Raw genomic sequence first — 18,689 nt, forward strand, 5'->3', positions numbered from 1 at the left:
CATGAAAAAACTGACCGTCATGCTTGCCACCGTTGCGGGGCTGGCGATTTCCGCCGGAAATGCTGTGGCCGATTCGACCCTCAAGATGGTCGAAGTCATCACCAGCCCGCCGCGCACCGAATTCCTGAAGAAACAGATCGCCGAATTCGAAACCGCCAATCCCGGCGTCAAGGTCGAGCTGATCTCGCTGCCCTGGGGCCAGGCCTTCGAAAAATTCCTGACCATGGTTCAGGCCGGCGACACGCCCGACGTGGTCGAGATGCCGGAACGCTGGATGGGCCTCTATGCCAACAATGCCCAACTCGAGGATCTCGGCCCCTACATGGCCAAGTGGGACGACGCCAAGACGCTCGGCGAGCGCGCCAAGCAGTTCGGCTCGACCGTCAACAACACGCAGTTCATGATCCCGTACGGCTACTACGTGAACGCGCTGTTCTGGAACAAGAAGCTGTTCAAGGAAGCCGGCCTCGACGGCCCGCCGGCGACGCTCGACGATTTCGTCGCCGACTCCAAGAAGATCTCGGCACTTCCCGGCAAATACGGCTACTGCCTGCGCGGCGGTCCGGGTGCCTTCAACGGCATGCACATGTTCATGAATATCGCCGCCGGCAAGGGCGGCTACTTCAACGAGGATGGCACCTCGACCATCAACGACGAAGGCTCGGTCAAGGGTCTGCAGATGCTGGCCGACATGTACAAGAACGGGCTGGCGCCAAAGGATGCGGTGAGCTGGGGCTTCAACGAGACGGTCACCGGCTTCTATTCCGGTACCTGCGCCATGCTCAACCAGGATCCGGACGCACTGCTCGGCATCGCCGACAAGATGAGTGCCGACGACTTCGCGGTGGCGCCATTGCCGGTCGGGCCGAGCGGCAAGTCTTATCCGACGCTTGGCTATGCCGGCTGGGCGATGTTCGCCAACTCGCAACACAAGGACGACGCCTGGAAGCTGATGGCGACGCTGCTGTCGCCCAAGGACAATCTGGAATGGGCCAAGGAGGTTGGCGTCGTCCCGATCCACAATGGTGCCGACCAGGATCCCCATTTCAAGACCGAGCAGTTCAAGGGCTGGTTCACGGAGCTGAGCGACACCTCCAAGTATGAAATGGTGACGCCACCGACGCATCTGGAGAACCTCGGCAATTTCGTCGACCAGGTGGCGATCAAGAATTTCCAGGAAGTGCTGCTTGGCCAGAAGACGGCCAAGGACGTCGCCGACCAATGGGCTGCCTTCCTGACCAAGGAACAGCAGGACTGGCTGGCGAAGAACAAGAAGTAGTGTTGTTCCCTTCTCCCCGACCACGGGGAGAAGGTGTCACGAAGTGACGGATTAGGGGCGGCGCCATCGTTTGAAGGTTTGCGCAGCCCCTCATCTGCCTGCCGGCATCTTCTCCCCGTGAAACGGGGAGAAGGACGCTGTCGCCGACGCCGGGATCCACCTTTCACCGTAGAGCCCCCAATGACCTATGCCGTGTCCGAAATACGATCCGCCGGCAAGCCGCGTCGCAAGTGGCGATCGCACGCCGCCATCGAGCCCTGGCTCTATCTCAGCCCGGCGATCATCCTTCTGGTCGTGGTGCTTCTGGTGCCGCTGGTCATCGGCATCAGCTACTCCTTCCGCAAGTTCTCGGCTTTCAAGTCGGAATATGTCGGGCTCGCACAGTATCGGGCGATGCTGTCGGACCCGGTGCTCGGGCAGGCGCTGGTCAACACGCTGTGGTGGACCGTCGCCAGCCTGTTCTTCCAGTTCTTCCTCGGTCTCGGCCTGGCGCTGCTGCTCGACAAGCCATTCCCGGGCCGCAAGGTGGTGCAGGCCCTGGTGTTCCTGCCCTGGGCGGTGCCGTCCTTCCTGTCAGGCCTGACCTGGGCATGGCTGTTCAATCCGATCATCGGCCCATTGCCGCACTGGCTGTATGCATCGGGGCTGAAGGCCGAACCGACCAATGTTCTGTCCGATCCCTCGACCGCCATGTGGGGACCGATCGTCGCCAATATCTGGTTCGGCATTCCATTCTTCGCCATCACGCTGCTGGCGGCGCTGAAATCCATTCCATCGGAATTGCATGAGGCGGCGGCGATCGACGGCGCTTCGCCCTGGCAGCGCTTCACCAAAGTGACGCTACCGTTCCTGGCGCCGACCATTGCCATCACGGTGATGCTGCGCACCATCTGGATCGCCACCTTCGCCGACCTCATCTTCGTCATGACCGAGGGCGGACCGGCAGGCTCGACCAACACGGTGCCGGTCTACATCTATGTCAGCGCCTTCAAGTCGCTGGACAAGGGCTATGCCTCGGCGGTGGCCGTGCTGCTGCTCGTCCTGCTCATTGCCTATGCGATCGCACTGATAGGCATCCGCCGCTCCCTGGTGAGGCACGTCTGATGATCGCAGGACGCTCAGCCTCGCAGCGCTTCTTCGGCGGCATCGGCCTCTACGCCGCCGTCGCGGCTTACGTGACCTTTGCGCTGTTCCCGATCTACTGGACGCTGAAGATCTCGGTCACGCCGGAGCGGCTTCTCTATTCCGAAGGCATCACCTTCTGGCCCTCGCAGATGACATTGCAGAACTTCGTCACCGTGCTCGAGGCCACCGATTTCCCACGCTATTTCCTCAACAGCGTCATCGTCTCGGTGTCGACGGCGGCACTGGTGACGGTCGTCGCCACGCTCGCCGGTTACGCCATGTCGCGCTTCACCTTTCGCGGCAAGGCGGCATTGGCGCTGATGCTGCTTTTGACCCAGACTTTCCCGCTGGTGATGGTCATTCCGCCGATCTACCGCGTCATGGGGCAGATCGGCCTGATCAACAGCCTGACCGGGCTGATCATCATTTACACCGCCTTCAACACCGCCTTTGCCACCTTCCTGATGCAATCCTTCTTCGACGGCATCCCGAAGGACCTGGAAGAAGCGGCGATGATCGACGGCTGTACGCGCGCGCAGGCGATGCGCAAGGTGATCGTGCCGCTGACGCTGCCGGGCATGGGCGCGACGCTCGGCTTCGTCTTCACCGCGGCCTGGAGTGAGCTTCTGTTCGCGCTGATGCTGATTTCCAGCGACGACCAGAAGACCTTCGCGGTCGGCCTGCTCACCTTCATCGGCAAATTCGCCGTCGACTGGGGGCAGATGATGGCGGCGTCGATCCTGGCGCTGATCCCGGTCTGCATCTTCTTCGCTTTCCTGCAACGCTATCTCGTCACCGGCCTGACCGCCGGCGCCGTCAAAGGATAGATCGATGGCCTCTGTTACGCTCGATAAGGTCCGCAAGGATTATGGCACTGTCCGTGTCCTGCACGCGGTCGACCTTGAAATCGCCGATGGCGAGTTCGTCGTCCTGGTCGGTCCGTCAGGCTGTGGCAAGTCCACGCTTTTGCGCATGATCGCCGGGTTGGAGGAGGCTTCCGGCGGCGAGATCCGCATCGGCGAGCGGCTGGTCAACGACGTCGCACCGAAGGACCGCGACATCGCCATGGTGTTCCAGTCCTACGCGCTCTATCCGCATATGGACGTATCGAAGAACATGGGTTTCAGCCTGATGCTGCGCAAGGCCGAGAAGCCGGCGATCGACGCGCGGGTGGACGGTGCGGCCAAGCGGCTCGGGCTCGACACTTTCCTGCAGCGCCTGCCGCGGCAGTTGTCCGGAGGCCAGCGCCAGCGCGTCGCCATGGGCCGCGCCATCGTGCGCGATCCCAAGGTGTTTCTGTTCGATGAGCCGCTGTCGAACCTCGACGCCAAGCTGCGCGTCCATATGCGTGCCGAGATCAAGGCGCTGCACCAGCAGTTGAAGACCACTTCGGTCTACGTCACCCACGACCAGATCGAGGCCATGACCATGGCCGACAGGATCGTCGTCATGCATGACGGGCTGATCCAGCAGGTCGGCGCGCCGCTGGATCTCTATGACCGGCCGGCCAACATGTTCGTCGCCGGCTTCATCGGCTCACCGGGTATGAATTTCCTACCGGCGACGGCGCGAAAGGGGGGCACGTCGGAAGCCATGCTGGCCGACGGCCAGGCGTTGCGCCTGCCGGATGGCCTGGCGCTGAAGGACGGTGACGTCATCACCGTCGGCCTGCGGCCCGAGCACATCAGGCTGGCCGCTGACGGCGAATTGCAGGGCGAGGTGGGGGTGGTGGAGCCGCTCGGGCTTTCGACGCAGTTCTACGTCAAGCTGGCTGGCCAGCAGCTTTGTGTCTTCGCCATGGGCCGCGCCGGCGTGAAGCCCGGCGATGTGGTACGGCTGTCGGCCGACCCGGCACTACTGCATCTGTTCGATCCGAAAAGCGGTGATCGCGTTGGCTAAACCGGCGCCTGCTGCTGCATAGTGATTTGCGGAAGCAGGAGGAGGGGGAGGCCATGAAACTCGGAATTCCAGTCTATGACGGCGTGGACTTGCTCGACGTGGCGGGGCCCTACGAGATGTTCAAATGGGTCGACCCGGCGAAGGGTCTCGATTGCCAGATCCTCTCCGCCGATGGCGGCCCGGTCACGACCGTGAACGGGTTGCGGTTCGAAGCCCATGCCAGCTTTGCCGAAACGCCAACGCTCGATGTCCTCTGGGTCCCTGGTGGTGCGCCGGAAGCGTTGAGCGCAATCATGTCGAATGCCAATTCGCCTTTTCTCGCCTACCTCCGACAGGTGGCGGCGGATGCGCTCTGGGTTTGCTCCGTATGCGAGGGGGCGCTGTTGCTCGCACGCGCCGGGCTGCTCGACGGTCACAAAGCCACGACCCCATTGGCGTTCGTCAAATGCCTGCAGAGTTTCCCCAAGATCGAGGTCGATACGACGCATGCCCGCTTCGTCAGATCCGGCAACCGGCTGACCGGTGGAGGCATTTCATCAGGCCTCGACGAGGCCTTGAAACTGATCGAGCTGCTGTTCGATGAGGCAACAGCCGAGGCGGTTCAGGTCACCACGCAGTATTTTCCGCGTCCGCCGCTGGCTGGCAAAATTCCAGCCACGCCAGCCTGCCCGGTGAAATGGAGACCCAGGCGACCGCACCATCACGGCTACTCCGCAGAAATTCCGGGAAAAGCGTAACGCCCCAACGGACTGCCGTCCGACGGTCCTGCAAACGAAAACGCCGCCCATTGGGCGGCGTTTCGGCATTTTAGGAGAAACCAGATTACTTGATCTTGGTTTCCTTGAACTCGACGTGCTTCTTGGCGACCGGGTCGTACTTGCGGAACGACAGCTTGTCAGTCTTGGTGCGGCTGTTCTTGCTGGTCACGTAGAAGAAACCGGTGTCGGCGGTCGACAGAAGCTTGATCTTGATGTTTGCGGCTTTGGCCATGATTTCAGTCCGTTATGTTCGTGGGGTTTTGGCCGCTGGAGCACGGGGGAACACCCGGACGCGGGAAACTTGGCGCGACACATAAAGAACGTGCCTGGAAAGTCAAGCCCGGCGAAGCTCGTACCACCCGCCGGAGCAGGCCAGTAGCCTCAAATCATGCGCTTTCTCTCGCGGGCGCTGCAACCTTCTTCCAGTCTCCGGTAGTGTTCCACCAGCGATTCGGATTGGCGCGGTCGTCCAGCCCCTTGGATCGGCTGGCCAGGATCGGCTGGATGCGGATCACCGGCTCCTGGTAGGAGTGCGCCTGGAAAATCGCCTCGGCGACGCGCGCGGCCAGCACCTGGTCGTCGGGCAGTTCGAACGAAACCTCGACTGTGCCGGGGCGACGCCGCAACTCGGTCTCGGCGCCGGCGGCCGCACCGTCGAGCGGCCTGTAGCGTTCGATGCCATGTGCCGACTGGTAGGCGTTGCGGTCATATTTGCCCATCGCCAGCGGCGCTATCGCCACCACCGCATCCATGATGCGGTCGACATCGGCGGCCGGCGCCTGAAAGGTCACCAGCAGGAGCAATGTCATTCGCAACGAAGTGGTTTCAAAGCCGCTGTCGATCATGGGAGGATCCTCAACTTCAGATATTTTGAGGCAACCTTATAACCGGAGGCTGCTGACACGGTTCTGTCAGCAGCCTGTCGTGTCGCCGCGTGAAATGCAGGCTGGAAGCAGCGTCGCGCTACAGGAGGATCTTGCGGACCAGCCTGACGCTGACCAGGCCGATGTAGGCGGCGAAGAACAGGCCGAGCGACCAGCCGAAGCCGGACGGACCGAACGCATCCATGCCGATGCCGATCGCTTGCGGACCGAGCACCATGCCGACGCCGTAGCAGAGTACGAAGGCGGCGTTGGCCGACGCCAGTTCGTGGCCGGAGAGCTGCGAGCCGAGATGGGCAAGGCCGATCGTGTACATGGCTGCAACGACGCCGCCCCAGACGAACAGAAGGGCCGCCATCAGGTGCCAGTTCTGCGCAAAGAAGGGCATGAAGACCGTGCCGGCAAGGCCGACGGTGGCGCAGGCAATCAGCAGATAGCGGCGATCGCTGACGCGGTCGCTGATCATGCCGATAGGGATCTGCAGCAGCACATTGCCGAGGCCGATCATGGTCAGGAGAAGGGCTGCGTCGGCCTCGGAGTAGCCGATGCGGTTGCCATAGACCGGGAACAACGCAAAGCCGCCGGTTTCGACCGCGCCGAACACCAGCACGGCGGCGGTTGCCGACGGCACCAGCCAGATGTAGCGCAGGAAATTGCTGGTTTCGCCATCGGAAGCGATGGTCGGGCTCTCATTGCGCGCCGCCAGCACCGGAATGGCGGCCAGCGTCACCAATGCAATGATGACGCCGAATGGCCTGAAGCCCGAACTGCCGAGATGGGCAAACAGCCACGGCCCCGCAGCAAAGCCGAGCGACAGGACAGTGGCGTAGATGCCGAGCACAAGGCCACGCCGATGTGGCGGCGCCGAGGTGCTGATCCAGAATTCCGACAGGATGAACAGCACCGTCAGCGCGATGTGCAGCACAATGCGCAGCGGAAACCACATCCAGAAATCCGGTGCGAAGTGGAAGCCGACGAAGGCCAGGGCGCCGGTGGCAATCATGGCGATCATCGTCCAGGCCACGCCGAAGCGCATGGCGAGTGGCGTCGCCAGCGGGGCACCGGCGATCGAGGCTAGGCCGGCGACGGCCGTGTTGAGGCCGATCATCGAAGCCGAATGGCCGCGCGTTTCGAGAATGACGCTGAGCAGCGGCATGCCGAGGCCGATGGCGATGCCGACGACGCTGATCGACGAGATCGCCGCCACCATCGGCAGCCAGTGTACGCGTTCGTCGCCCTGTGGTTGGGTATCGACCGTCATGGGATGTCTGAATACTCGATGTTCTACAGAATTTCGCGGGTGAAGCGGTTGCGGACAAGCCGGTAGAAGGGCACGGGACCGCCCGGACGCAACTGCGGATCATGGGCGAGGCGCTTTTCCAGCTCGTCCAGGATCATTCGGGTGATGTCGGGTATGTCGGCTTCCCTGGCCTTGGCCAGCGGCAGCCAGACCAGTTCTTCGAGTTCATTGGTCGGCCCGCCACCCGGCAGTTCGACGGCGACGTCATCGCGCCAGGCGCTGAAGAAACGTGTGTCGAAGCGGCGCACCCGGTTGGGTGGCGTGATGGCGCGCGCGACGAAGCGCAGCATGTCGAGAGAGGGTTGCACGCCGTGTTCCGCAAAGCCCTGCCAGTCGGGTCTGGCGGTAGCGAAAGCACCTTTGCGGCCGATCAGCAGCCCGGCTTCCTCATAGGTCTCGCGAATCGCCGACAGGGCAATGGCGCGGGCTCGCGCAACACTTGTGCGGCCCGGCCCAGCGATCAACTTTGCTTCCTGCTCCGGATGCAATGCGGCGGCGACCGCGATGCGGCTGTCGGCCGGATCGGTGCGGCCGCCGGGAAAGACGAATTTGCCTGGCATGAAGGCGTGCCCGGCATGACGACGGCCCATCAGGACCAACACCTCGTCGCCCTCGCGGTCGAGCAGGATCAGGGTCGCCGCGTCGCGCGGACGAATTGGCTGGTCGCTGTGAGCGATCATGCTCCGCTCGATCCTGTCGACTTCCGCCTTGATCATACCGTCCATGCGCAGGACCTAGCGGAAACTTCTGGCAAGCGAAAGTGGCCTTTCACGGTCGGTATGTTGCACCAGCGAGCGCAGCCAACTTTGACCTAGACCCCGTTATGGGGGTCGATCACGTCATGCTCGCCGCCGAATCCGTGCATATAGAAGGCCCATTGCAGTCCGATGACGGCACCCTTGACCGGCTGTAGCAGCCCCACCGCCAGAATGATGGTCAGCGGTACCCAGATGGCGATGTGTTGCCAGGTGGACAGTGTCGATGTCGCCTCGACAGCCATGAAGGCGCCAAGCACGATGTGGCCGACGATGACGATGACGAGATAGGCTGGAAGGTCGTCGGCGCGGTGGTGGTACAATTCCTCGCCGCAGACGCTGCATTTATCGACGGTCTTGGTGAAGGCGCGAAACAACTTGCCTTCGCCGCAATGCGGGCAGCGGCCGAGCATGCCGCGTTTCATCGCCGTCCACAGCGGGCGGGCGGCCCGACCCGAGTGATGTTCGCCGCCGAAAACCTGGTCTTCCATGGCTGTTGCCATCATCTTCTCCTGCCGCGCGGACCCGGTCGCGATTGCGACGCGCGGGCGCGGCCCTTGGCCTTGTGAAACGACCGCTTGGAACCTGGCAAAGGCTTCGGGTCGGTCAGCATCTCGAAGCGCATCGCGCCGGCCATTGGTGCCACCTCGACGAGCCGGACCTCAACGCGATCCGCGAGCTGGTAGCCTTTGCCCGAGCGTTCTCCGAACAGGGAGCGGGCCGCTTCGTCGTATATATAGTAATCGCCATTCAATGTTGACACCGGGATGAAACCATCCGCGCCATACTGCGGCAATTGGACAAATAGTCCCGATTTGGTGACGCCGGAGATGCGGGCGTCGAACCGGTCGTCGACGCGCTCGGCGAGATAGGCGGCGATCAGCCGGTCGACTGTGTCGCGCTCGGCCGCCATCGCGCGCCGTTCCGTGGCTGAGATCAGCACGCCAATGTCTTCGAGCCGTGCCTCCTCGTCCTGCGTCAGCCCGCCCGGACCGAGGCCGAGTGCGGCAATAAGTCCGCGGTGCACGATGAGGTCGGCGTAGCGGCGGATCGGCGAAGTGAAATGCGCGTAGCGCCTGAGGTTGAGGCCGAAATGGCCGATGTTCTTGGGCGAATATTCGGCCTGGCTCTGCGAGCGCAGCACCACCTCGTTGACCAGGCCTTCATTGTCGGCGCCGCGCACGCCCTCCAGAATGCCGTTGAACTGGCTTGGCCGCATCTGCGCGCCGCGCGCCAGGGACAGGCCAAGCGTCTGTAAGAATTCGCGCAGCGATTCCTGCTTGGCCAGCGAAGGCGCGTCATGGACGCGGTAGACCAGCACCTGCTTCTTCGCCTCCAGCGTCTCTGCCGCGGCGACATTGGCCTGGATCATGAATTCTTCGATCAGCTTGTGTGCATCAAGCCGTTCCGGCACGATGACGCGATCGACGGTGCCATCCGGCTTGAGCAGGATCTTGCGCTCCGGCAAGTCGAGTTCGAGCGGCTGGCGGCCGTCGCGGCCACGCTTCAGGATCGCATAGGCGTCCCACAGCGGCTTCAGCACAGTGTCGAGGATCGGACCGGTCTTGTCGTCCGGCACGCCGTCGATCGCGGCCTGGGCCTGTTGGTAGGCAAGTTTCGCTGCCGACTTCATCATCACGCGATGGAAGGAGTGCCTCAGCTTGCGGCCGTCGGCCGAAAAAACCATGCGCACCGCCAGCGCCGGGCGGTCCTGACCTTCGCGCAGCGAGCAGAGATCGTTGGAGATGCGCTCGGGCAGCATCGGCACGACGCGATCCGGGAAATAGACCGAATTGCCGCGTCTCAGCGCTTCGCGGTCGAGTGCCGTGCCATAGCGGATGTAGGCGGCGACATCAGCGATTGCTACTGTGGCGACCACACCGCCAGGGTTCTTCTCGTCGAGATCGGGGGTGGCGAAAACGGCGTCGTCGTGGTCCTTGGCGTCGGCCGGATCGATGGTGACCAGCGGTAGGTCGCGCCAGTCCTCGCGGTGATCCATCGTTGCAGGCTTGACCGCTTCGGACTCGGCGATGACGTCGGCTGGAAAAATATGCGGAATGTCATGCGCGTGGATGGCGATCATCGAGACCGCCTTTTCGCTGGTCAGCGAACCCAGCACGTTGAGCACCTTGGCCCTCGGCAGCCCATAGCGGGAGGCGCGCGCGGGCTCGACCTCGACGAGGTCGCCGTTCCTGGCGCCGTTCTGGAATTCCTTGTCGACGATCAGTTCGGGCTGGCGCCGCTCGACCGGCTCGATGCGGAATGCGCCGTCCTGCAAGATGCGAAAGACACCGAGAACCGCATCGCTGCGCTTCTCGAAGATCTTCATCACCCGCCCGGTATAGGCTGGGCCTGTCGCTTCGTTGGTCGGAAAGGTCTTGGCCAGCACGCGGTCGCCGATGCCGGGCGCCGGGCCGTTGCCGCTGCGCGAGATCCGGATGGAGACAACGGGTGGCTCACCAGTGCCGACGGCTTCCGCTGGATGCGCCAGCAAAATGCCGTCGCCGTCACGGCCAAAGATATCGAGCACGGCGACATGGGGCAGGGCGCCGACGCGGGCGAGTTTCTTGCGCTCCTTGCTCAGGACGCCTTCGTCCTGCAGGTCGCGCAAAATATCCTTCAGCCAAATGCGGTCGTCGCCGCGCAACGCGAACGCCTTGGCGATGTCGCGTTTGCCGGCGCGATCAGGATTTTCGGCGATGTAGCGCAGGATTTCGTCACGCGACGGCCGATAGTCGTCCTTGACCTTGGCCCTCGTGTCGGCGGTGCGCGGATCGCCGTGGCTTCTACCGGTGATCCTGCGCGCCACGCCGTCCTACCCTTTTTTCTTAGCGGCCGGCTTCTTGGCCGCCGTTTTCTTGGCCGTCGTTTTTCCGGTTGCCGGCGCCTTGGCCGCTGCCGCTTTGCGGAACGGCTTCTTGCCGCCGCCGCCCTTGGCTTCCTTCTCGGCAATCAGCGCCAGCGCGTCCTCAACCGTCACCGATTGCGGATCCTTGCCCTTGGGCAGGGTGGCATTCACCTTGCCGAAATTCACGTACGGTCCGTATTTGCCGTCACGCACGACGATCTTGCCGCCGCCATCGGGATGGTCGCCAAGCTCCTTCAAAGCGGCGGCTGTGCCGCCATTGCGACCGCCCTTGCCCTTCAACTGCTTCTCGGCGATCACCGACACGGCGCGGTTGAGGCCGATCGAGAACACGTCCTCGATGCTGTCGAGATTGGCGTAGGTGCCGTCATGCAGCACGAACGGACCATAGCGGCCGAGCCCGGCCGAGATCATCTTGCCGGATTCCGGGTGCTGGCCGACATCGCGTGGCAGCGACAGCAGGGCGAGCGCCTTCTCGTGGTCGATGGTTTCAGCCGTCCAGCCCTTGGGCAGGCTGGATCGCTTGGCCTCCTTGCCGTCGCCGCGCTGCAGATAGGGGCCGAAGCGGCCGCTGCGCAGCGTGATTTCCTCTGACGTGTAGGGATCCTTGCCGATGACCTTGGTGCCGTCCTCGCCATTGCCGTTCTCGCCATTGGGGTTGGCGGCATCGCCGAGCTGGCGGGTGAAAGAGCATTCGGGGTAGTTCGAGCAGCCGACAAAGGCGCCGAACTTGCCAAGCTTCAGCGACAGATTGCCGGTGCCACATTTCGGGCAGATGCGGGGGTTCGAACCGTCTTCACGCGCGGGGAACACCAGCGGTGCCAGTTCTTCGTTGAGTGCGTCGAGCACGTCGGTGACGCGCAATTCCTTGATGTCGGCGACGGCGCCCGAAAAATCCTTCCAGAAATCGCGCAGCACGTCCTTCCAGGCGAGCTTGCCGTCGGAGATCTCGTCGAGCTTCTCCTCGAGCGAGGCGGTGAAGTCGTATTCGACATAGCGTTCGAAGAAGCTTTCGAGGAAGGCCGACAGCAACCGGCCCTTGGCCTGCGGCACCAGCCGGCGTTTGTCGATGGTGACGTAGTCGCGATCCTCGAGCGTCTTCAGGATCGCCGTGTAGGTCGACGGCCGGCCAATGCCGAGCTCTTCCAGCTTCTTGATCAGCGACGCTTCAGAGTAACGCGGCGGCGGCTCGGTGGTGTGCTGGGTGGCGTTGATCGCTTGGCGGGCAAGCTGCTCGCCGGCGCGGATTTCCGGCAGGCGGCGATTTTCCTCGTCTTCCGTATCGTCGTCCTTCTGGTCGGTATAGGCGGCGATGAAGCCGTCGAAGCGAACGACCGAACCGATGGCACGAAGCTCGGCGGTGCGGGCGCCGTTGACCGCCTCGATCTCGGCCGTGGTGCGTTCGATCTCGGCCGGCTGCATCTGGCTGGCGATGGCGCGCTTCCAGATCAACTCATAAAGCCGCATCTGGTCGGAATCGAGATATTGCCTGACCGAAGCCGGGGTGCGCATGAAATCCGTCGGGCGGATCGCTTCGTGCGCTTCCTGGGCGTTCTTGGCCTTGGTGGTATAAAGGCGCGGCTTTTCCGGAAGGTAGTTGGGCCCGAATTCCTTGGCGATGGCGTCACGGGCGGCCGAGATCGCCTCCGGCGCCATCTGCACGCCGTCGGTTCGCATATAGGTGATCAGGCCGGTCGTCTCGCCGCCGATTTCCATGCCTTCATAGAGGCGCTGCGCCACCTGCATGGTGCGGCTGGCCGAGAAGCCAAGGCCCGATGAGGCGGCCTGCTGCAGCGTCGAGGTGGTGAAGGGCGGGCCGGGATTGCGCTTGGTCGGCTTGGCTTCGACCGACACCGCCTTGAAGGTCGCGCCTTCGAGCATCGACTTGATGTCGTCTGCCTGCGCCTTGTTCGAAATGTCGAGCTTTTGCAGCTTCTTGCGATCGAAGGCGGTCAGCCGCGCTTCGAAATTCTCGTTGCGCGGCGTGCCGAGGAGGGCAGCGATCTGCCAGTATTCCTCGCGGATGAAGCGCTCGATCTCGGATTCGCGGTCGCAGACCAGACGCAATGCGACCGACTGGACGCGGCCGGCCGAGCGGGCGCCCGGCAGCTTGCGCCACAGAACCGGCGACAGCGTGAAGCCGACGAGATAGTCGAGCGCCCGGCGCGCCAGATAGGCATCGACCAGCGGCGCATCGATCTGGCGCGGATTGGCCATCGCCTCCAGCACCGACGATTTGGTGATGGCGTTGAAGACGACGCGGCTGACCGGCTTGTCCTTCAGCGCGCGCTTCTGCTTCAGCACTTCCAGCACGTGCCAGGAAATGGCCTCGCCCTCGCGATCCGGGTCGGTGGCGAGGATCAGGCCGTCGGCATCCTTGACTGCCTTGGCGATGTCGGCGAGGCGCTTGCCCGAGGCGGTGTCGACCGCCCAGGACATGGCGAAATCCTCGTCCGGACGCACCGAGCCATCCTTGGCCGGCAAATCGCGGACATGGCCGAACGAGGCCAGAACCTTGTAGTTCTTGCCGAGGTATTTGTTGATTGTCTTTGCCTTGGCCGGCGATTCGACGACGACGACGTCCATGAGGTCTCATATCAGCTGTGATGCGGCAGAAGAATTCCGCTGCGCGCGACGAAATCTCGTTCTATTTGCCGCTCACATGGCCGCGCTTTTGCATCTGGTCAAGGGGAAGTGCCCAAATTGCAGGGCTGTCCGCAGCAATACACTCTTAGAGTGTATGGAGAAAATCACAGTATTCCGGGAAAGGGAGATGTCAGTCCGAGGCAGCGGAAACGAGCCGATTCATTTTACCGCCGAGTCGAGGAAAGCCGGCCGGGTATCGCAGGGGTAGACGCTATGAGAGCTTGTTTGGTGCCAGCCGCCGGGTTTGGAGGGATACCCGGCAGCCAGCCGAAGTCCCGCCAGCGGCAGGACCCGGATTGAGAACTCAGTCGGCCTTGACGATGTGCCAGACCTCGCCGACACCGTCGCCGGTCACATCGCCGGCCTTCTTGTCCTTGATGAAGGTATAGACCGGCTTGCCATCATAGGCCCACATCTTGGTGCCGTCGGTGCGGTCGACGACGCTCCATTCGTCATCCGCCTTGGCGCCGGCCTCGGCCTTCAGCGGCGGCCAGTTGGTGGCGCACTTGTCGTAGCAATTGGTCTTGCCCTTCTCATCCTTGTCATAGGTATAAAGCGTCATGCCGTTGGCGTCGGTGTAGATCTTGGTGCCATTGACCTCAGCTTCCTTCCACGCCTCGGCGGCGAAGGATGCGGCGGTGCTGAGCAAAAGCGCGGCCAGCCCTACGGTTATGGTTTTCATGGAAATCTCCCTGGCTGATATCTGGAGGCGCGCGGGAAATCGCGGCCTCGCTGTATCAACGCTTGCGAGCCGGCGTTTCTTCCCCGACCTGCACATGCCGCGACGACTTGCCACAAAATGGTGATTTGTGGAGAAGCAAGGTCGAGCCTATATCGGCGCCGGAACGGTCGGAGCTTTGGAATGGCATTGGACATCGGCTATGTCAGCGCGGTCGGGGCAGGAGCGATCTCGTTCCTGTCACCTTGCGTGCTGCCGCTGGTGCCGCCCTATCTCTGCTATATGGCCGGCGTCTCGGTCGACGATTTTCGTGGCAATGCGGGCGTGACGGCTCGTGAGGGCGCGCGCGGCGCGCTGCTCTATGCCTCGATCGCCTTCGTGCTCGGCTTCTCGACGGTGTTCGTCGCGCTCGGCGCCGGCGCCTCGACCATCGGCCACTGGCTGCGGGTCTGGCAGGAGCCGCTGGCGATGGCCGCTGGCGTGCTGATCATCCTGATGGGCCTGAATTTCCTCGGCATCTTGCGCATTCCGCTGTTGTCGCGCGAGGCGCGCTTCCAGTCGCAGGGCAAGCCGGCAAGTGCGATCGCCGCCTATGTCATGGGACTGGCCTTCGCGTTCGGCTGGACGCCCTGCATCGGCCCGGTGCTGGGGCCGATCCTGACGCTGGCCGGCGGCCGCGAGACAGTGGGCGAGGGCGCGCTGCTGCTCGCCGCCTATTCGCTTGGCCTCGGCATCCCGTTCCTCATCGCGGCGCTGTTTTCGGGCGCCTTCATGCGCTTCCTCGGCAAATTCCGCGTCCATCTCGGCCGCGTCGAGAAAGCCATTGGCGCGCTGCTGGTCGTCGCCGGGGTGTTTTTCCTCACTGGCGGCGTACAGACCGTATCCTACTGGCTGCTCGAGAATTTCCCGGTGCTCGGACGGCTGGGGTGAATCCCCTTGCCTAAGATGCGAAAGGCGCGGCGTGGGCCCGCTGATTAAGAGTCAGCTGCTCTACCATCTCACCGGAATTTAACCGCATTGGTGCAGCAAGGCGCCACTGCTATCCTGTCTTGATTCCCTACCCTTTTCATATGGTTGTTCACCCATGAGCCAGAGATCCTGCCTGTCCGTCATCCTCGCCGCCGGCGAAGGCACGCGCATGAAGAGCGCGCTGCCGAAGGTGCTGCACCAGATCGCCGGGCTGCCGATGGTCGCCCATGTGGTGAAGGCGGCCGAGGCTGCCGGTGCCGGCAGCCAGGCGCTGGTGATCGGTCATGGCGCCGACGAGATGCGCAAGGCAGCCGCGAAATTCGCGCCGAAGGCCGAGACCTTCGTGCAGGAAAAGCGCCTTGGCACCGCGCATGCGGTGCTTGCCGCGCGTGAAGCGATATCAAAGGGTTACAGCGATATCCTGGTGATGTTCGGCGACACACCGTTGATCGACGCCGATGCGCTCACCGTGGCTCGGCTGAAACTGGCGGAAGGTGCCGCCGTCGTGGTCATCGGTTTCCGCCCGCCCAATCCGACCGGCTATGGCAGGCTGATCGAAAAAGGCGGCAAGCTGATTGCCGTCCGCGAGGAGAAGGACTGCAGCGCGGAGGAAAGGAAGATCGGCTTTTGCAATGCCGGCATGATGGCGGTGGCCGGCAGCCAGGCGCTGACGCTGCTCGATGCGGTCGGCAACAAGAACGCCAAGGGCGAGTACTATCTCACCGACATTGTCGAGATTGCCACCGCGAAAGGCCTCGATGTCGTGGCCACCGAGGCCAGCTTCGAAAGCGCGCTCGGCATCAACAACCGCGCCGAACTGGCGCAGGCCGAAGGTATCTGGCAGGCGCGCCGCCGCCATGAGGCTATGCTGTCGGGCGTGACGCTGATCGCGCCCGAGACCGTGTATTTCTCGCATGATACCGAAATCGGCGCCGACACGATCGTCGAGCCCAATGTCTGGTTCGGTCCGGGTGTGAAGATCGCCACCGGCGCCAAGATCCATGCCTTCAGCCATTTCGAGGGTGCCACCATCGCCTCGAATTGCGAAGTTGGGCCATTCGCTCGGCTGCGACCGGGGGCGGATCTCAGGAACAAGGCCAAGGTCGGCAATTTCTGCGAGGTCAAGCAGGCGACCATCGAGGACGGCGCCAAGGTCAATCACCTGACCTATATCGGCGATGCCCGCGTCGGCGCGGGCGCCAACATCGGGGCCGGCGCCATCACCTGCAATTATGACGGCTACTCGAAATTCTTCACCGACATCGGCGAGGGCGCCTTTATCGGATCGAACTCCTCGCTGGTGGCGCCTGTCACCATCGGCAAGCGCGGCTACATCGCCTCGGGCAGCGTCATCACCGAAAGCGTGCCGGACGATGCGCTGGCCTTCGGTCGCGCCCGCCAGAAGACCATCCCCGGCAAGGCCAAGGAATTGCGCGAGCGCTTTGCTTCGGCCGCGGCCGCGAAGAAAAAGTAAAACCGGCCGGCAAAAAACCGAATGATTGCAGTAACCGGATTGCAAGAGCGGTCTGTCATGGTGCATGCGTGCAGAAGCGTTCCGTTACACGGGGCGAAATGCAATGTGACTTTCGCGGCAGGCCGGCCATCCCTAAATAGTGCTGGTTTTCCATGGGGAATTGGGGGCTGTCTGCATGTGCGGTATCGTTGGAATCGTCGGCCACTCGCAGGTTGCGCCGCTCATCGTCGATGCGCTGAAGCGGCTCGAATATCGCGGCTATGACTCGGCTGGTGTCGCCACCATCGAGCATGGTGAACTTGCCCGGCGCCGTGCCGAAGGCAAGCTGATCAACCTCGAGCGCCGACTCAAGGACGATCCGCTCGATGGCACGATCGGCATCGGCCACACGCGCTGGGCAACGCATGGCGTGCCCAACGAGACTAATGCGCATCCGCATTTTTCCGACGGCGTCGCCATCGTCCACAACGGCATAATCGAGAACTTCGCCGAATTGCGCGACGAACTGAAGCGTGACGGCTACAGCTTTTCTTCGCAGACCGACACCGAGGTCGTCGCCCATCTGGTGGCGCGCGAACTGGCCAGGGGGCTGAAGCCGGTCGAGGCCGCGCATCAGGCGCTGAAGCGCCTGGAAGGCGCCTTTGCGCTGGCCATCATGTTCAAGGGCGACGAAGATCTGATCGTCGGCGCCCGCAACGGCCCGCCGCTGGCTGTCGGCCATGGCGATGGCGAGATGTTCCTGGGCTCCGACGCCATCGCGCTCGCCCCGTTCACCAATTCGATCACCTATCTCGAAGATGGCGATTGGGCGGTGGTGCGCCGCGACGGCGTCACGATCTTCGACATCGACGGCAACAAGGTCGACCGCAAGCGGCAGCAGTCGCTCTCGACCAGCTTCATGGTCGACAAGGGCAACCGGCGGCATTTCATGGAGAAGGAAATCCATGAACAGCCCGAAGTGATCTCGCACACGCTGGCGAATTATCTCGACTTCGTTGGTGGCGTGTCCAAGCCGCTCGACCTGCCGTTTGATTTTGCCAAGATCGACCGGCTGGCGATTTCGGCCTGCGGCACCGCGTATCTCGCCGGCCTGATCGGCAAGTACTGGTTCGAGCGCTACGCACGGCTGCCGGTCGACATCGATGTCGCCTCGGAATTCCGCTACCGCGAAATGCCGCTGTCCGCGAACGATGCCGCCTTCTTCATCTCGCAATCGGGCGAGACCGCCGACACGCTGGCCTCGCTGCGCTATTGTCGCAAGGCGGGGATGAAGATCGGCGCGCTCGTCAATGTCCGTGAATCGACCATGGCACGCGAATCCGACGTCGTGCTGCCGACGCTCGCCGGCCCGGAGATCGGCGTTGCCTCGACCAAGGCCTTCACGTGCCAGCTTTCGGTGCTGGCATCGCTTGCCGTGCGCGCCGGCGTGGCGCGCGGTACGATCTCGCGTGAGCAGGAAAAGACCTTTGTGCGCGAGTTGTCGGAGGCGCCGCGTTACGCCAACCAGGTGCTGAAGCTCGACCATCAGATCGAAAAGATCGCGCGCGACCTCGCTCACTACAAGAATGTGCTCTATCTCGGCCGCGACACCAATTTTCCGCTGGCCATGGAAGGCGCGCTAAAACTCAAGGAAATCTCCTATATCCACGCCGAGGGCTATGCCGCGGGCGAGCTGAAGCATGGGCCGATCGCGCTGATCGACGAGAACATGCCTGTCATCGTCATCGCGCCGCACGACCGCATCTTCGAAAAGACCGTGTCGAACATGCAGGAAGTGGCGGCGCGCGGCGGCAAGATCATCCTGATCACCGACAGCAAGGGTGCGGCACAAGTGAGCGTCAAGACGATGGAGACGATCGTGCTGCCGGACGTGCCGGAAATCATCTCGCCGATCATCTACGCACTGCCGATCCAGATGCTCGCCTATTTCACCGCAGTGTTCATGGGCACGGATGTCGACCAGCCGCGCAATCTGGCGAAATCGGTGACGGTGGAATAGGCTGCAAATCGAGATTGCTGCCCGTCAGCTCCGGGTTGTATCAATTGCTGATACATCCT

16 protein-coding genes are annotated in these 18,689 nt (G+C 63.0%); 8 read left to right on the forward strand and 8 right to left on the reverse strand.

Features of this window, described 5'->3' with window-relative positions:
• Position 1 precedes the first annotated feature (1 nt).
• From AC07FD_RS01990 to AC07FD_RS02010, 5 genes are all read left to right on the forward strand, one after another.
• Positions 2–1,279, forward strand: coding sequence for an ABC transporter substrate-binding protein (locus AC07FD_RS01990; protein ID WP_478348424.1), 1,278 nt, complete (start codon positions 2–4; stop codon positions 1,277–1,279).
• A gap of 180 nt (positions 1,280–1,459) precedes the next feature.
• A complete protein-coding gene (locus AC07FD_RS01995; RefSeq protein WP_478348425.1) occupies positions 1,460–2,383 on the forward strand; it encodes a carbohydrate ABC transporter permease in 924 nt (307 codons plus the stop codon).
• On the forward strand, positions 2,383–3,231 hold the full coding sequence (locus AC07FD_RS02000; RefSeq protein ID WP_478348426.1) for a carbohydrate ABC transporter permease: 849 nt from the start codon (positions 2,383–2,385) through the stop codon (positions 3,229–3,231). Before AC07FD_RS01995 ends, AC07FD_RS02000 begins: the two co-directional genes overlap by 1 nt.
• 4 nt (positions 3,232–3,235) lie before the next feature.
• Positions 3,236–4,303, forward strand: a complete 1,068-nt coding sequence (locus AC07FD_RS02005; RefSeq protein WP_478348427.1) for an ABC transporter ATP-binding protein — start codon at positions 3,236–3,238, stop codon at positions 4,301–4,303.
• A 53-nt stretch (positions 4,304–4,356) separates the two neighbouring features.
• The gene (locus tag AC07FD_RS02010; protein WP_478348428.1) at positions 4,357–5,040 is read left to right on the forward strand and encodes a DJ-1/PfpI family protein; all 684 of its coding nucleotides are present in this window, start codon (positions 4,357–4,359) and stop codon (positions 5,038–5,040) included.
• Positions 5,041–5,125: 85 nt separating this feature from the next.
• Here AC07FD_RS02010 and rpmG read toward each other — a convergent pair whose 3' ends face one another.
• The 8 genes from rpmG to AC07FD_RS02050 form a co-directional block, all read right to left on the reverse strand.
• Positions 5,126–5,293, reverse strand: a complete 168-nt coding sequence (gene rpmG / locus AC07FD_RS02015) for a 50S ribosomal protein L33 (protein ID WP_006201775.1) — start codon at positions 5,291–5,293, stop codon at positions 5,126–5,128.
• A gap of 154 nt (positions 5,294–5,447) precedes the next feature.
• Positions 5,448–5,906 (reverse strand): YqfO family protein, encoded by a 459-nt coding sequence (locus tag AC07FD_RS02020; protein WP_478348429.1) that lies wholly within the window; start codon positions 5,904–5,906, stop codon positions 5,448–5,450.
• A gap of 118 nt (positions 5,907–6,024) precedes the next feature.
• The gene (locus AC07FD_RS02025; protein WP_457152722.1) at positions 6,025–7,203 is read right to left on the reverse strand and encodes an MFS transporter; all 1,179 of its coding nucleotides are present in this window, start codon (positions 7,201–7,203) and stop codon (positions 6,025–6,027) included.
• A 23-nt stretch (positions 7,204–7,226) separates the two neighbouring features.
• Positions 7,227–7,967 (reverse strand): NUDIX hydrolase, encoded by a 741-nt coding sequence (locus AC07FD_RS02030; RefSeq protein WP_478348430.1) that lies wholly within the window; start codon positions 7,965–7,967, stop codon positions 7,227–7,229.
• A gap of 86 nt (positions 7,968–8,053) precedes the next feature.
• On the reverse strand, positions 8,054–8,488 hold the full coding sequence (locus AC07FD_RS02035; protein ID WP_477304183.1) for a DUF983 domain-containing protein: 435 nt from the start codon (positions 8,486–8,488) through the stop codon (positions 8,054–8,056).
• A gap of 11 nt (positions 8,489–8,499) precedes the next feature.
• Entirely contained in the window at positions 8,500–10,806 is a 2,307-nt protein-coding gene (rnr, locus tag AC07FD_RS02040; protein WP_478348431.1) for a ribonuclease R, read from the reverse strand.
• Between the two features lie 6 nt (positions 10,807–10,812).
• On the reverse strand, positions 10,813–13,449 hold the full coding sequence (gene topA / locus AC07FD_RS02045) for a type I DNA topoisomerase (protein ID WP_478348432.1): 2,637 nt from the start codon (positions 13,447–13,449) through the stop codon (positions 10,813–10,815).
• 364 nt (positions 13,450–13,813) lie between these two features.
• On the reverse strand, positions 13,814–14,191 hold the full coding sequence (locus AC07FD_RS02050) for a COG4315 family predicted lipoprotein (RefSeq protein ID WP_477303771.1): 378 nt from the start codon (positions 14,189–14,191) through the stop codon (positions 13,814–13,816).
• Positions 14,192–14,371: 180 nt separating this feature from the next.
• On the opposite strand from AC07FD_RS02050, the gene AC07FD_RS02055 reads away from it, so the two are divergent.
• The 3 genes from AC07FD_RS02055 (at position 14,372) to glmS (ending at position 18,630) form a co-directional block, all read left to right on the forward strand.
• Positions 14,372–15,118 carry a cytochrome c biogenesis CcdA family protein gene (locus tag AC07FD_RS02055; RefSeq protein WP_184873922.1) on the forward strand — a complete coding sequence of 249 codons (747 nt, stop codon included), beginning with the start codon at positions 14,372–14,374 and terminating at the stop codon, positions 15,116–15,118.
• 154 nt (positions 15,119–15,272) lie between these two features.
• Entirely contained in the window at positions 15,273–16,631 is a 1,359-nt protein-coding gene (gene glmU / locus AC07FD_RS02060) for a bifunctional UDP-N-acetylglucosamine diphosphorylase/glucosamine-1-phosphate N-acetyltransferase GlmU (protein WP_478348433.1), read from the forward strand.
• A 175-nt stretch (positions 16,632–16,806) separates the two neighbouring features.
• Complete coding sequence (gene glmS / locus AC07FD_RS02065; RefSeq protein WP_478348434.1) at positions 16,807–18,630, forward strand: glutamine--fructose-6-phosphate transaminase (isomerizing); 1,824 nt, start codon at positions 16,807–16,809, stop codon at positions 18,628–18,630.
• Positions 18,631–18,689 lie beyond the last annotated feature (59 nt).

This window comes from Mesorhizobium waitakense (assembly GCF_056431085.1).

Excerpts from the sequence above, each read along its gene's own strand:
- AC07FD_RS01990 (WP_478348424.1), top strand. The coding sequence starts at position 2 with ATGAAAAAACTGACCGTCATGCTTGCCACCGTTGCGGGGCTGGCGATT.
- AC07FD_RS02035 (WP_477304183.1), bottom strand. The coding sequence starts at position 8,488 with ATGGAAGACCAGGTTTTCGGCGGCGAACATCACTCGGGTCGGGCCGCC.
- rpmG (WP_006201775.1), bottom strand. The coding sequence starts at position 5,293 with ATGGCCAAAGCCGCAAACATCAAGATCAAGCTTCTGTCGACCGCCGAC.
- glmU (WP_478348433.1), top strand. The coding sequence starts at position 15,273 with ATGAGCCAGAGATCCTGCCTGTCCGTCATCCTCGCCGCCGGCGAAGGC.
- AC07FD_RS02000 (WP_478348426.1), top strand. The coding sequence starts at position 2,383 with ATGATCGCAGGACGCTCAGCCTCGCAGCGCTTCTTCGGCGGCATCGGC.
- AC07FD_RS01995 (WP_478348425.1), top strand. The coding sequence starts at position 1,460 with ATGACCTATGCCGTGTCCGAAATACGATCCGCCGGCAAGCCGCGTCGC.
- AC07FD_RS02020 (WP_478348429.1), bottom strand. The coding sequence starts at position 5,906 with ATGATCGACAGCGGCTTTGAAACCACTTCGTTGCGAATGACATTGCTC.
- AC07FD_RS02010 (WP_478348428.1), top strand. The coding sequence starts at position 4,357 with ATGAAACTCGGAATTCCAGTCTATGACGGCGTGGACTTGCTCGACGTG.
- AC07FD_RS02005 (WP_478348427.1), top strand. The coding sequence starts at position 3,236 with ATGGCCTCTGTTACGCTCGATAAGGTCCGCAAGGATTATGGCACTGTC.
- AC07FD_RS02025 (WP_457152722.1), bottom strand. The coding sequence starts at position 7,203 with ATGACGGTCGATACCCAACCACAGGGCGACGAACGCGTACACTGGCTG.
- AC07FD_RS02055 (WP_184873922.1), top strand. The coding sequence starts at position 14,372 with ATGGCATTGGACATCGGCTATGTCAGCGCGGTCGGGGCAGGAGCGATC.
- glmS (WP_478348434.1), top strand. The coding sequence starts at position 16,807 with ATGTGCGGTATCGTTGGAATCGTCGGCCACTCGCAGGTTGCGCCGCTC.
- topA (WP_478348432.1), bottom strand. The coding sequence starts at position 13,449 with ATGGACGTCGTCGTCGTCGAATCGCCGGCCAAGGCAAAGACAATCAAC.
- AC07FD_RS02050 (WP_477303771.1), bottom strand. The coding sequence starts at position 14,191 with ATGAAAACCATAACCGTAGGGCTGGCCGCGCTTTTGCTCAGCACCGCC.
- AC07FD_RS02030 (WP_478348430.1), bottom strand. The coding sequence starts at position 7,967 with ATGGACGGTATGATCAAGGCGGAAGTCGACAGGATCGAGCGGAGCATG.